At 69.1% G+C, this 12861-nt stretch carries 13 protein-coding genes; 4 read left to right on the top strand and 9 right to left on the bottom strand.

Annotation, left to right across the window (positions count from 1 at the left end; all coding sequences use genetic code 11):
* Positions 1-11: 11 nt before the first annotated feature.
* From TFC3_RS01730 to ssd, 7 genes are all read right to left on the bottom strand, one after another.
* The gene (locus TFC3_RS01730) at positions 12-353 is read right to left on the bottom strand and encodes an Rv3654c family TadE-like protein (protein WP_082771808.1); all 342 of its coding nucleotides are present in this window, start codon (positions 351-353) and stop codon (positions 12-14) included.
* Positions 350-718, bottom strand: coding sequence for a TadE family type IV pilus minor pilin (locus TFC3_RS01725; protein WP_067494656.1), 369 nt, complete (start codon positions 716-718; stop codon positions 350-352). The genes TFC3_RS01730 and TFC3_RS01725 overlap by 4 nt, the downstream gene beginning before the upstream one ends.
* A complete protein-coding gene (locus TFC3_RS35230; protein WP_236717935.1) occupies positions 718-894 on the bottom strand; it encodes a DUF4244 domain-containing protein in 177 nt (58 codons plus the stop codon). The genes TFC3_RS01725 and TFC3_RS35230 overlap by 1 nt, the downstream gene beginning before the upstream one ends.
* 33 nt (positions 895-927) lie before the next feature.
* On the bottom strand, positions 928-1518 hold the full coding sequence (locus TFC3_RS01720; RefSeq protein ID WP_067494653.1) for a type II secretion system F family protein: 591 nt from the start codon (positions 1516-1518) through the stop codon (positions 928-930).
* Between the two features lie 172 nt (positions 1519-1690).
* The gene (locus TFC3_RS01710) at positions 1691-2413 is read right to left on the bottom strand and encodes a type II secretion system F family protein (RefSeq protein ID WP_236717934.1); all 723 of its coding nucleotides are present in this window, start codon (positions 2411-2413) and stop codon (positions 1691-1693) included.
* Positions 2410-3579, bottom strand: a complete 1170-nt coding sequence (locus TFC3_RS01705) for a TadA family conjugal transfer-associated ATPase (protein ID WP_067494644.1) — start codon at positions 3577-3579, stop codon at positions 2410-2412. The genes TFC3_RS01710 and TFC3_RS01705 overlap by 4 nt, the downstream gene beginning before the upstream one ends.
* Positions 3580-3625: 46 nt before the next feature.
* The gene (gene ssd, locus TFC3_RS01700; protein ID WP_067494641.1) at positions 3626-4720 is read right to left on the bottom strand and encodes a septum site-determining protein Ssd; all 1095 of its coding nucleotides are present in this window, start codon (positions 4718-4720) and stop codon (positions 3626-3628) included.
* 214 nt (positions 4721-4934) lie between these two features.
* Here ssd and TFC3_RS01695 point away from each other — a divergent pair, with 214 nt between their 5' ends.
* Together TFC3_RS01695 and TFC3_RS01690 are read left to right on the top strand one after the other, a co-directional pair.
* Positions 4935-5300, top strand: a complete 366-nt coding sequence (locus TFC3_RS01695) for an STAS domain-containing protein (protein WP_067494638.1) — start codon at positions 4935-4937, stop codon at positions 5298-5300.
* Between the two features lie 295 nt (positions 5301-5595).
* Positions 5596-6405 (top strand): HAD family phosphatase, encoded by an 810-nt coding sequence (locus TFC3_RS01690; RefSeq protein WP_067494635.1) that lies wholly within the window; start codon positions 5596-5598, stop codon positions 6403-6405.
* A gap of 242 nt (positions 6406-6647) precedes the next feature.
* Here TFC3_RS01690 and TFC3_RS01685 read toward each other — a convergent pair whose 3' ends face one another.
* Together TFC3_RS01685 and TFC3_RS01680 are read right to left on the bottom strand one after the other, a co-directional pair.
* Entirely contained in the window at positions 6648-7136 is a 489-nt protein-coding gene (locus TFC3_RS01685) for a PH domain-containing protein (protein ID WP_067494632.1), read from the bottom strand.
* 57 nt (positions 7137-7193) lie between these two features.
* A complete protein-coding gene (locus tag TFC3_RS01680) occupies positions 7194-7937 on the bottom strand; it encodes an oxidoreductase (protein WP_067494629.1) in 744 nt (247 codons plus the stop codon).
* 191 nt (positions 7938-8128) lie between these two features.
* On the opposite strand from TFC3_RS01680, the gene acs reads away from it, so the two are divergent.
* Positions 8129-10114, top strand: a complete 1986-nt coding sequence (gene acs / locus TFC3_RS01675; protein ID WP_067494626.1) for an acetate--CoA ligase — start codon at positions 8129-8131, stop codon at positions 10112-10114.
* Positions 10115-10306: 192 nt separating this feature from the next.
* Positions 10307-12667 carry an immune inhibitor A domain-containing protein gene (locus TFC3_RS01670; RefSeq protein WP_173745356.1) on the top strand — a complete coding sequence of 787 codons (2361 nt, stop codon included), beginning with the start codon at positions 10307-10309 and terminating at the stop codon, positions 12665-12667.
* Positions 12668-12861: the final 194 nt, after the last annotated feature.

Genomic DNA, 12861 nt, shown 5'->3' with positions numbered 1-12861 from the left:
CCGCGCCGCGCTTACCGGGCTGGGCCGGCGCGAGCGGTCGCGGAGGTGTCGCCCAGCACGAGCGACACCTTCGCGGCCACCACCACCTCAAGCCCTTCCACCCGGCACGCCTGCATCTCGGCGTCGTTGCGCGCCACGACCTCACCCGCCCGCGCGCAGGCCACCTCGGCACCTTCCACCGCCCGCATCGCTCCCGCGAGCGCGCCCAGGTCAGCCGCCGTGCGCGCCTCGTGACGCCCGGTTCGTACCGCTCCGACCTGCGCCCCGGCCATCCCCGCCAGCACCATCACCAGCCCAAGCGCCAGGATGAGCAGCGAAGCCGCACCCCGGTCACGCGCGTCAGTGGCGATCATGGGACCGCCCCTGGTTCGCGGGCGGCGGTGGCGTCGGCGTGCACCGACAGGGCGGGCAGGCGGGCGCCGAGGACCGCCACCCGCACCGTTACGCGAACCGTCACTGTGTCGGCGGGCAGCTCCCCCGAGGTGACCTCGACGACCGCGCCCGGGGCGATCTCGGCGGCCCGTTCGACCGCCGGGCCGCCTCGGGCTGCGAGCAGGGCGCCTTCGCGGGCGGCATCCTCGCAGCGGGCCCGGGCCGTTGCCGCGGTTACTGCGGTGAGACCGGTCAAGAGAAAGATCATGAGCACCGGCAGCCCGACCGCCAGCTCCGCCGTGAACGCCCCGCGGTCCCGTCCTGCGGCGAACCACCGGCGCGCCATCAGCCGAAGGCCCGCGCGATCACATCGTTCAGTTCGGTCTGGACGATGGGGCTCTGCACGACCTTGTACAGCACAGCCGCGAGCCCCGCGGCTGCGAGCGAACCCATGGCGTACTCGATGGTGCTCATGCCGTCGTCCTTGTTGGCCTGCGCCAGGCGCGTCAGCAGTCGATTCACGAAGTTCTCCTCTGATGAAACGGAACGGACATCTCAGAACACGTCGCCGAGCGCGGCGACAACGACCGGCACCAGGCCGGCGAGCATGAAGGCGGGCAGGAAGCACAAGCCGAGCGGGAGCACGATCAGCACGCCGGCGCGACGGGCCGCGGCTTCGGCGGCGATCGCCCGGTCGGCTCGCAGATCGTCGGCCAGGCGGGTCAGGGCACCGGAGAAGGCGGCGCCGCTGACACTTGACCGGACTGCCGCGGACACCAGCCGGGTGGTGCCGGGCACATCGATGAGGTGGGACCACGCCTCGGGCGGATCGGCGCCGAGATGCAGGGCCCGGGCGACCCGGTCGAGGCTTTCCCCCAGGGGACCCCGCAGGGCATCGGCCACCGCCGCCAGCCCGCGATCGACCGGCACGCCCGTGCGCAGGGCCGCCGCCAGCAGGTCGGCGGCCAGGGGAAGATCGGCTCCCGCTCGGTCGCGCCGGGCCCGCACGGCGGCGGGAACCTGCCGTTTCAAAATTCGATCGATCCCGTACGCCACCCCGCCCGCGATCGGCACACCCCACCATTGCCCGGCGTACCAGAGCACTGCCACGGCACAGATGAGCTCGACCATGATGCGCTGCCTCATGCGGCCTCCTTCACGTCGGCCAAGACGGGGCGGGTGGCGCTGCGGACGTACGGGCAGAGCGGTCTCTGATCGTGAATGGCTCTGAGCAGGGCAGCGATGCAGCAGGGTTGCAGCGGAACCCGAACCGGACCGCCGGGGCGCAGGACGGCTTCGGCGCCGCACAGCGGGATGGTCATGGCGCCGGCTCCGGGGTAAGACGTTCGGTCCACAGCACCCCGGCTATTTGCAGAAGAGCCGCAGTCAAGGCGCAACCGGCGCCCGCCGGGGTGTGCAGCAGGACGTCGAGTGGATCGGCGCCGATGCTGTAGCCGAGCCCGATGCCACCGAGCGGGAGCAACGCGAGCAGCAACGACGTGGCCCGAGTTCCGGCGGCTTCGGCCGTTGCCTTGGCCCGGATCCGATCGGCGGTACGGGCGTCGGCCTCGATGCGGTCGAGCAGGTCGGCCACCGGCGCGCCGATGCGATCGGCCAGTTGCCCCGCCGCGTTCGCCAGCTCCCCCAGACGCCCACCGATACTCACGGATTGCCCGGCCCCGGCGCGAAGGTCGGCGGCCTGCGCGGTCAAGTCCTCCAGATCGCGTTCCCGTTGCGCCGCCCGCCGCTGAGCTGTCCACTGCTTCGCCAGCAGGTGAGCGACCAAGACGGCATAAGCAGTGCAGAGAAGCGCCCCGACAACACCGCCGCCCAGGAAGCCGGGAAGCACCGCACTCGCGGCGGCCAGCACCATGAACCGCCGATGCGATCTCGCCGCGATCGCGCGCAGGTCCGGCATCGAAAAGCCAGGTGCCGCTGCCCTGCCACCGAGGCGTTCCAGGCCCACGGACACCGGCACGAGCACCAGCAGCGCCGCGACCAGCAGCAACGCCGCGGCCATCAGGTGAGCGGGCGGCATCATCGCTGCGATCCCAGGACTGGCGGCACCGCGACACCGCGTTCGCTCAGCAGCCGGGCCAGAGTCACCGAACCCGGCCCGGTGCCGCGGCCACGATGCCAGGCCGGTACGACGGTGGTCAGCCGCTGCTCCCCGCTCGGCAGCAGCACCCCGATCGAGTCGAGCACCCGCCCCCGCGGTAACCGGCGCAGGTGCAGCACCACCTGTAACGCGGCGTTGATCTGCGCATGCAGTGCCGCCCGGGGCAGCCCACCGAGCAGGCCCAGCGCCTCAAGCCGAGCCGGTACGTCGGCCGGGGCATTCGCGTGCAGCGTCCCCGCACCGCCGTCATGCCCGGTGTTGAGGGCGGTGAGCAAATCCGCGATCTCAGCGCCCCTGCACTCGCCGACCACCAGGCGGTCCGGGCGCATCCGCAGTGCCTGGCGGACGAGTTCGGTGAGGCTGACCGACCCGGCGCCTTCCACGTTGGACGTTCGAGCTTGCAACGCCACCACGTGCGGATGCACCGGCCGCAACTCGGCCGCATCCTCAACCAGCACGATGCGTTCGGTGACCGGTACGAGCCCGAGCAGCGTCGCCAGCAACGTCGTCTTGCCCGAGCCGGTGCCGCCGGTCACCAGATACGCCAGGCGCGCGGCCACCACCGCCTCGAGCACCTCGGCGAGGGCGGGCGGCACGGTTCCCTGCTCGACCAGGTCGGCGAGGGCGAACGGGCGCTGCCGGAAGGTTCGCAACGACAGGTAAGGCCCAGTCGTGGCCACCGGCGGCAGCACCGCGTGCAGGCGGGTGCCGTCGGGCAGGCGAGCATCGGCGTACGGAAGACCGTCGTCAAGGCGCCGCCCGCAAGCACCCGCAAGCCGCTGCGCCAGCCGCCGCACCTCCCCGGGCCCGCCCAGATCGATGGCCACCCGTTGCAGACCCCGCCCACGGTCCACCCAGACCTCCTGGCTGTTCACCAGGATGTCGGTAACCGCGGGATCATCGAGCAACGGCGCTAGCGGACCGGCACCTACCAGCTCGTCGCGCATCCGCCCGGCCATGCGCAACACCGTGGTGTCGCCCAGAACCGCGGCATCCGCCTCCTGACGCACCGCACCGACCAGCGCGGACGACGTCGCCTCAATACCTTCCTCAGCCATGTACCGCCGAACCCGCTCCGCCAGAGTCATGCCGCAGCCTCACCATCCGGGCCGGAGGACGAAAGCAGTGCGTGGCTCATGCCGCAGCCTCGCCGTTATGAGGGTCCAGCCAAGTGGCCAGCAGAGCCCGGCACAGCTCGGCCAGCGGCCCCTTACCCGATTGAGCTGGCGCCTCCCCGTGCTCCAACCCCTGCAGCAGGGCCTGTTCCGGACGCAGCGTGCCCGCCAGAGGCAGCTCCAGCGCCCTGGCCACCGTGCTGGGCTTCAACCGACCCGGTGCCGGCCCGCGAACCACCGCCTGCAGGTCTTTGCAGTGCAGCCGCGCGGTAGCCGCCACCCGGGAGGCCGCAGCCACGGCGCGCACCTCGGCCGGTACGACGATCAGCGCGCGGTCCGCCGCCTCCAAGGCGAGCACCGCCGCGTCGTCGAGGCGCCGTGGCACGTCGATCACGGTCAGGTCCCGCTGGTTGCGGGCGGCCGCCAGCGTCTGTTCCATGGTCGAACTGGGCACAACCAGCAGCTCGTCGCGGGCGAAGGAGAGCAGGACCAAGTCACCGAGTCGGGGCAGGGCACCGAACAGCGCCGGGCCCTCGATGTGGCCGCCCGCCTCGGCCAGGGCGGCCCAGCGCAGGCCGTCGAACTTCTCCCAGCCGAGGACGAGGTCGAGCCCACCGCCGAGCGGGTCGGCGTCGAGCAGCAGGGTACGCAGACCGCGCTGGACGGCCGTCATCGCGAGGCCGCCCGCGAGTGTGCTGGCGCCGGCCCCGCCGCGCCCGCCGAGCACCGCGATCGAGAGCCCGAGAACCGGCGGCTGGACCGACTGGACCAGGCTCTTGAACAGCCAAGGCTCGGCTTCGGGCAGGAGGGCCAGATGCTCGGCACCCAGCTCCTTGGCACGGTCCCAGGCTTCTTCGCGCTCCGTCATGCCCGAGGAGTAGCCGGCGACCACTACCCGGGATCGCCGGGGCATCCCGGCGAGCAGACAGCCGGACACGCGATCCGTGCCGACGATGACCACCGGGGCGAACGGGTAGCGCGGCCGGGCCGCCGCGGGATCAGGGGCGAGGTCGATCTCGGTGCCGGCCGCCGCGGCCAGGCGCACCAGATCGTCGATCAGGTCGGAGTCGCCGGTGACGACCAGCGGCAGGGGGCCTTTCCGGGAAGCGGACATCTCGTTCTCCAGGGGTCACGGGGGCAGTTGAGGCACCACCGTGGCGAATCCGGAACCGTTCGCTCAACCGGGATCAGCGAAACCTGTGGATAACCCCGCACTGTGGATAAGTCCGGCGCCGCTGCGTGTTTGTGGTACGGCGATCCCGCCCCTGAGCGGAGCAGGCCTACCCGTTCTTGGGTATGTTGGTGGTGACTCGACAACTGGAGTTGGCATGGAGAACCCGACAGGGAGCGCCCTCGGCGACAACGGCACACTGGTCGTCACCGTGCTCGGCGAGATCGACTTCTCCAACTCCGACGAGGTCGCGCAGGACATCCGCGACGCGGTCGCCAAGGCGAGCCCGCAGGCCCTGCACGTCGATTTGGCCGGCACCACCTTCATCGACTCGACGGGCGTGGGGGCGCTGATCGAGGGCTACCACGCCGCGACTCAGGCCGGCTGCCCGTTCAAGGTGACCAACCCGAGCGACGAGTTCCGGCGCGTGCTGGCCATCACCGGCCTCTCCGACCTTTTCGGGACAACCCAGCAAAGCGCCGAAGGGGAAGACGCGAACCTGAGCCAGGCCAGCGGCGCCTGAAAGGGAACGACCCCCGTCGGGGGTGACGGGGGCCGTCCGGGGATTCGGCTCCGGGGGGGTCGAGCCGAATCGGACCCGGTGATCGCGGGGGGCGCAACCACCGAGAATCCATGCGCTCGGCACATCAGTCGGCCAAACGCAGAGCAGGCCAGCGAAAACTGGGACAACGTGAATCTCAGTCGCACCACAAGCATGCCTCAGTACCGCTCAACCGTCGAGTACCCAGCGTCACCAGAAATGGCACGCGTGCGGCCTCGGCAATATTTGCGGGCGGCTGCGGCTACACTTTCGGCCCGTGGGCCAGAGCGCCGCATTCTTCGACCTCGACAAGACCGTCATCGCCAAGTCCAGCGCACTGGCCTTCGGACGGCCTTTCTATCGTGACGGCCTGATCAGCCGTCGGGACGTCGTCAAATCCGCCTACGCGCAGCTGATGTTCCGCCTCGGTGGCACCGATGAGCAGACGATGGCCCGCACCCGCGACTACCTGGCCGCGCTGTGCAAGGGGTGGAAGGTCGAGCAGGTCCAGCAGATTGTCGCGGAGACACTGCAAGAGCTGATCAACCCTTATGTGTACGCCGAAGCGGCCGCCCTCATCGCCGAGCATCAGGCTGCCGGGCGCGACGTCGTGCTCGTGTCCGCGTCGGGCGACGAGATGGTCCGGCCGATCGGCGCGCTGCTCGGGGTCACCGACATCATCGCTACCCGGATGGGCATCGTCGACGGGCGGTACAGCGGTGAGGTCGAGTTCTACGCCGCGGGGCCGAGCAAGGTCACCGGCGTGCAGGAGCTGGCCGACCGGCGCGGCTACAACCTCGCGGACTGTTACGCGTACTCCGATTCCAGCAGTGATCTTCCCTTGCTGGAAGCCGTCGGCCATCCGAGCGTGGTCAACCCCGATCGGGGGCTGCGCCGGGTCGCGGTGGAAAACCGGTGGCCCGTGCTGGAGTTCCGCTATCCCATCCCGCTCGGTCGCCGCCTGCGCGAACGTCCCGCGGTTCCGGTGGCGGCCGCCGCGCTGGGAGTCGGTGTGGGGGTAGCGGTCGGGATGGCGATCTACGGCAGGCATCGCCGCACCCGCGCCGGTTTGGCATCAAGCCGGTGAATGCCAAGCGTCTGACTAATTACGGTAAGTAGCATTTGCCCTGGTGATCTAGGAAGCCGGGGCGTAGAAAGAAGTGGCGGAACCGTTAGCTCGGAAACCGTGCACGGCCACCGGGAACCCACGCGCGATCAGCCACGGCAGGCGCGTTGCGGCGGGACCCACCGGACTTCCGGCGGGACTGCCGACAACAGACCCAAGGTGCACGCTTGATAGCCCGGTCGGACGCGCAAAGCGACGGCGCCTCACGACTGAGGCGCCGTCCTTACAAACGCCAGATGGCGGTCGCGCAGGTCGTGGTAGACCTCGCGGAACAGGTGCGGGCGGCGGTGGAAGTCGATCCCCTGGGCCCACAACTCGGTGTTCACCGTCGAGCCGTCGGGGCGCTCGATCAGCACCGTCATGCCGCCCTCGATCTCCCAGCGGCCGATCTTGTTGGCGTGCCGGTGCAGGCGGACGTGGGCGATCTCTTCCCAGCGCAGCGTGCGTGAGCGCAGCAGCCCTCGCACCCGCAGCCCGGCCGGGTGCACGTAGACACCCATCTCGAGGATGCGCCAGCCCGCCACCACCCAGACCGCGGCGATGACCATGGCCAGGATGTGCACGCCGATGCCGGTCAGGTCGAACAGCCCGATGCTGGCCCAGCCGAGCAAGCCGAACGCGACGGCCTCCCACCCGATGACCAGCCACCTGCCCGTTCCGGGCGAGTAGGGGCGTACCCAATCATCGTCCATGAGCAGAGTATGACAACGACAAGGCCCAGCAAGACGGACAATTGCCGCATCGACGCGTCAGCTGGCCGAAGGGGCGAGCACCTCATCGCCGATCCGGCGGATTTCCTCTGCGCCCACAGTGATGGCGGCGGCATAGTGGCGGAGCCAGGACCGCATGCCGTCCGGGGTGCCCGTGGCATAGGCGCCGGCAGAACCCACATATTCCGGCTCGCGCGCGAGGTGTCCTTCCTCGACAGCGACCAGCCCGCGGGCGTCGAAACCCCGCGACACCAGCGTCAGCCGGGCTGCGGCGCGCGCGACGACACCGGCCGGGCCGGCGAACGGGCGCAGCGTGAGCAGCTCGGCGTGCACGATGGCGGCCAGCACCAACGGCGGTGTCGTCTCGTTGCCGGCCACCAGGGTGGCGAGGGCGTCGATGCGGTCGGCGCCGGTGGTCAGCCGGCCCAGGTCCTCGGGCGCCACCGAGCCGCGGGCGGCCAGCATGTGCAGGCGGGCCAGCACTTGCCGGGGCGCGCGGGGCCACAGGTCGACCAGCCCACCAAGCGCTTCGGAGACCCGCAGGGCACCCTGGACGACCGGATCGGTGATCGTGCCTGCCCTGACCTCGGCGACGTCGTAGCGGTGCTCCTCCAGCGCGGCGCTGGCCACGGCGGCCCGCAGACCGACCTCTGCGGCCACCTCGCCACCCTTGCGCCGCAGCGCCCGGTGCCGCAAAGCGTCGTCAACATGCTCCCGGGCCTCGGTGAACGCGGCTTGCACACCGGTCAGGGCCAGCAGGGGCGCCAGGGGATCCAGAGTCACCGGACTACGGTAGCGGTGAAAAAAGCCCGTAACACGTGATGCGCGAAGTGGCTCGGAAGTGGCAAGATTCGCGCAGTACCGATCAGGATCTGCCCGGTCGGCGCGCACTGTCCGCCACTCAGCGCGCGGGACGAGCACGGGTGGCCGGGGCACAACTAGTGTGCACACAACAGAGCAGAGGAGCCGCCCTCATGAGTGAGACGCTGGAGAACCTGTATTCAGAGACGCGGCAGTTCCCGCCGCCTGCCGATCTCGCCGCGAACGCCAACGTCAAGGCCGAGGCCTATGACGTGGCCTCGCAGGACCGCCCGGCGTACTGGGAGCACCAGGCCAAGCGGCTCAGCTGGACCAAGCCGTGGGACACCGTGCTCGACTGGTCCAACCCGCCGTTCGCCAAGTGGTTCGTCGGTGGCGAGCTCAACGTCGCCTACAACTGCGTCGACCGCCACGTCGAGGCCGGGCTCGGTGACAAGGTCGCCATCCACTGGGAGGGCGAGCCCGGCGACACCCGCACGATCACGTACGCCGACCTGCTCAAGCTGGTCAGCCAGGCGGCCAACACGCTGACCGAGCTCGGCGTGGGCGCCGGTGACCGGGTCGCGATCTACCTGCCGATGATCCCCGAGGCTGCCGTCGCGATGCTGGCTTGCGCGCGGATCGGGGCCACGCACAGCGTTGTCTTCGGCGGGTTCTCGGTCGACGCGCTGAGCACGCGCATCCAGGACGCCGACGCGAAGCTGGTGATCACCGCCGACGGTGGCTACCGCCGCGGCAAGCCGTCCGCGCTCAAGCCGACCGTGGACGACGCCGTAGCCCAGTGCCCGAGCATCGAGCATGTGCTGGTTGTGCGCCGTACCGGGGAAGATGTCACCTGGGGTGAGAAGGACCTGTGGTGGCACGAGACCGTCGAACAGGCCAGCGACCAGCACCAGCCGCAGTCCTTCGACGCCGAGCACCCGCTGTTCATCCTGTACACCTCGGGGACGACCGGTAAACCCAAGGGCATCCTGCACACCACCGGCGGCTACCTGACCCAGACCTCCTACACGTACGACGCGGTGTTCGATCACAAGCCGGAGACCGACGTCTACTGGTGCACCGCCGACATCGGCTGGGTCACCGGGCACTCGTACATCGTCTACGGCCCGCTCTCCAACGGCGCCACCCAGGTCATGTACGAGGGCACCCCGGACACCCCGCACCGCGGCCGCTTCTGGGAGGTCGTCGACAAGTACAAGGTCACGATCCTTTACACCGCTCCCACGCTCATCCGCACGATGATGAAGTGGGGCGACGACATCCCGGCCAAATACGACCTGTCGTCGCTACGCATCCTGGGCAGCGTCGGCGAGCCGATCAACCCCGAGGCCTGGATGTGGTACCGCGCCAACGTGGGCCACGAGAACGCCCCGGTGGTCGACACTTGGTGGCAGACCGAGACCGGTTCCATCATGATTTCCCCCCTGCCCGGCGTGACCAGCACCAAGCCCGGTTCGGCGATGACCCCGCTGCCAGGCATCTCGGCGGACGTCGTGGACGACACAGCCACTTCGGTGCCCAACGGTGGCGGCGGCTTCCTGGTGTTGCGCGAGCCGTGGCCCTCGATGCTGCGCACGATCTGGGGTGACGACCAGCGCTTCATCGACACCTACTGGTCGCGCTTCGGCAAGGGTGCCGGCACCGGCGACGAGTGGATCTACTTCGCCGGCGATGGCGCGAAGAAGGACGAGGACGGCGCGATCTGGCTGCTCGGCCGGGTCGACGATGTCATGCTCATCTCCGGGCACAACATCTCGACCACCGAGGTGGAGTCGGCGCTGGTGTCGCACCCGTCGGTGGCCGAGGCCGCGGTGGTCGGCGCGACCGACCCGACGACCGGGCAGGCGATCGTGGCGTTCACGATCCCGCGCGGCAACGTCGACACCGAGGGCGAGGCCGGCGAGAAACTGATCCAGGACCTGCGCAACCACGTGGCCAAGAAGCTGGGCCCGATCGCCAAGCCCCGGCAGATCATGCTCGTACCGGAACTGCCGAAGACCCGGTCCGGCAAGATCATGCGGCGGCTGTTGCGTGACGTGGCCGAGCGGCGCTCGCTGGGAGACGTCACGACGCTGCAGGACTCCACGGTCATGGACCTGATCTCCAACGGGATGCAGTCGACCAAGTCCGAGGACTAGAACCACGGCAAAACGGCGACGGCGGTGGAGACAATTCCACCGCCGTCAATGTTATGGCGGTTCCATACTGGATAACGTTCCGCGAACGATCGGTCACCGCACTGCCACACCATCGGTATATCTGCATACGTTGCCTCTGAGTTCCGACTCGGGGACTGTGAGCAACGGAGGTATGCAGTGCGCAAGGTGGTCGTGGGACTGCTCGGCGCAGCGGTGGTGACCAGCGTCGGAATCATGATTCCGGCCGGGGCCAGCGCCGCACCGCCTGTCGAACCAACGCCGGCCGCGAACCCGGCTCCGGTGGACGATCTTCCCAACCCGCTCAACGAGAAGGCCCGCGTACTGCGCGCGCAGGCCGTTGCCGATGTCATCAAGGGCCGGGCGAAGCCCTTCGAGCGCAACGGCAGCACGGTGGTCAAGGTCGGCGAGACCCAGGGATTCGCCGCGAAGGGCGCGAAGAGCGCGGCCGCTAGCGACGGCGTCGACCAGTACGTCGAACTGAGCCGCGAGCAGACCGACCGGATCTTCGTCATCCTCGCCGAGTTCGGCAACGAGCGGCACCCCAGCTACCCCGACGTGGACAGCAACCCGGCGACCCCGGGCCCGACCACGTTCGAGGGCCCGCTGCACAACTCGATCCCCGAGCCGAACCGGGCGGTGGACAACTCCACCATCTGGCGCTCGGACTACAGCTCCGACTACTACCGGAACCTGTACTTCGGTGAGGCTCCGGGCGTCGAGTCGCTCAAGACGTACATGCAGGCGCAGTCCTCCGGGCGTTACAGCGTCGACGGCGAGGTCACCGACTGGGTCAAGGTCCAGTACAACGAGGCCCGCTACGGCCGTGACCTGTGCGGCAGCAACGTCTGCAGCAACGTGCAGCAGCTCGTGCGCGACGCCGCCAACAAGTGGGTCGCCGACCAGCGCGCGGCCGGGCGCACCGAGGCCGAGATCGTCGCCGACCTCAAGTCGTTCGACCAGCACGACCGGTACGACTACGACCACGACGGCGACTTCAACGAGCCCGACGGCTACCTCGACCACTTCCAGATCGTGCACGCCGGCGGCGACCAGGCCGACGGCGATCCGCAGCAGGGCGAGGACGCGATCTGGAGCCACCGCTCGTACGTGAGCCAGGGCGACATCGGCCACACCGGCCCGGCCTACAACCAGTACGGCGGCACCCAGATCGGCGACACCGGCCTGTGGATCGGTGACTACACGATGCAGCCGGAGAACGGTGGCCTCAGCGTCTTCGCGCACGAGTACACCCACGACCTGACGCTGCCCGACGACTACGACACCACCGGGCGCGGCGACAACCCGAACGAGTACTGGACGCTGATGGCCCAGAACCGGCTCAGCGCGGCCGGTGACCAGGGCATCGGCACCCACCCGGGCGACATGGGCGCCTGGAACAAGCTGCAGCTCGGCTGGCTGGACTACGAGACCCTGGTCGCGAGGCAGAAGAAGACGCTCGATCTGGGCCCGGAGGAGTACAACTCGGCGAAGGCGCAGGCCGCGGTTGTCGTGCTGCCCGACAAGCAGGTGACCACGCAGCTCGGAGCGCCGTTCGCCGGCTCGAAGCAGTTCTTCTCGGGCAACGCCGATGACCTCGACACGTCGATGACCAAGACGATCGACCTCACCGGCAAGACCAGCGCCGCAGTCACCCTCAAGGGCCGCTACGCGATCGAGCAGGACTACGACTACCTCTACTTCGAGGCGTCGCAGGACGGTGGCACGACCTGGACCCGGCTCAACGGCACGGTGAACGGTGCCCCCTTCCCGACCGACGGCAGCGGCACCCCGGCCCTGACCGGCAGCAGCAACGGTGCCTGGACGGACATCGCCGTGCCGCTGAACGCGTACGCCGGTAAGAAGATCTCCTTCCGCCTGCACTACCGCACCGACGGCGGCGTCTCCGAGGGCGGCTTCTTCGGCGACGACATCACCATCACCGCTGACGGCGCGGCTCTGTCGACCGACGGCGCCGAGGCGGCCAGCACGTGGACGCTCGACGGCTTCTCGATCGTGGGCTCGTCGGTGACCGCGGCGTATGACAACTTCTACATCGTCGGCGCCCGCAACTACACCTGGTACGACCAGTACCTCAAGACCGGCCCGTACTTCTTCGGCTACCCGGCCAAGCCGGACTTTGTGGATCACTTCCCGTACCAGACCGGCGTGCTGATCTCGTACTGGGACACCTCGGTGCCGGACAACAACGTCAGCACGCACCCCGGCACGGGCCGCAACCTCTACATCGACGCGCACCCCGAGCCGTTCTACAACGTGGAGGGTCTGCCGTGGCGTCCCCGGGTGCAGATCTACGACGCACCGTTCGGGCTGAAGAAGGCCGACTCGTTCACCCTGCACATCAACGGCAAGGCCAGCTACGTCCGGGGCCAGGCCGCGCAGCCGCTGTTCGACGACACCCAGAAGTACTTCTATGACGAGCTGCCCAGTGCCGGCGTGAAGCTGCCGGCCGTCGGCGTCAAGATCAAGGTGCTGGAGCAGACCGGGACTTCTGCCAAGATCGCGCTCAACTGACGTACCCCCAGCAAGGGGCGGTGCCGGGTTTATCTCGGTGCCGCCCTTTTCACAAGGGTAAAGATCTTGGTTAATTTGCCTGCACTACTTCCCAAGCATCGTTTCTTTTACATACGTTCACCTAGGTTCCGAACACGGGACTCTGCATGCCGAACCGCTGTACCCCAGCGCTTCGGGCACGTCGACGGAGGTAC

The sequence above is a fragment of the Actinoplanes sp. TFC3 genome, assembly GCF_001553785.1.
Taxonomy (GTDB): domain Bacteria; phylum Actinomycetota; class Actinomycetes; order Mycobacteriales; family Micromonosporaceae; genus Actinoplanes.
This window is presented reverse-complemented; position numbering and strand designations above follow the sequence as displayed.

Excerpts from the sequence above, each read along its gene's own strand:
- TFC3_RS01730 (WP_082771808.1), bottom strand. The coding sequence starts at position 353 with ATGATCGCCACTGACGCGCGTGACCGGGGTGCGGCTTCGCTGCTCATC.
- TFC3_RS01725 (WP_067494656.1), bottom strand. The coding sequence starts at position 718 with ATGGCGCGCCGGTGGTTCGCCGCAGGACGGGACCGCGGGGCGTTCACG.
- TFC3_RS01720 (WP_067494653.1), bottom strand. The coding sequence starts at position 1,518 with ATGAGGCAGCGCATCATGGTCGAGCTCATCTGTGCCGTGGCAGTGCTC.
- TFC3_RS01710 (WP_236717934.1), bottom strand. The coding sequence starts at position 2,413 with ATGATGCCGCCCGCTCACCTGATGGCCGCGGCGTTGCTGCTGGTCGCG.
- TFC3_RS01705 (WP_067494644.1), bottom strand. The coding sequence starts at position 3,579 with ATGACTCTGGCGGAGCGGGTTCGGCGGTACATGGCTGAGGAAGGTATT.
- ssd (WP_067494641.1), bottom strand. The coding sequence starts at position 4,720 with ATGTCCGCTTCCCGGAAAGGCCCCCTGCCGCTGGTCGTCACCGGCGAC.
- TFC3_RS01695 (WP_067494638.1), top strand. The coding sequence starts at position 4,935 with ATGGAGAACCCGACAGGGAGCGCCCTCGGCGACAACGGCACACTGGTC.
- TFC3_RS01685 (WP_067494632.1), bottom strand. The coding sequence starts at position 7,136 with ATGGACGATGATTGGGTACGCCCCTACTCGCCCGGAACGGGCAGGTGG.
- acs (WP_067494626.1), top strand. The coding sequence starts at position 8,129 with ATGAGTGAGACGCTGGAGAACCTGTATTCAGAGACGCGGCAGTTCCCG.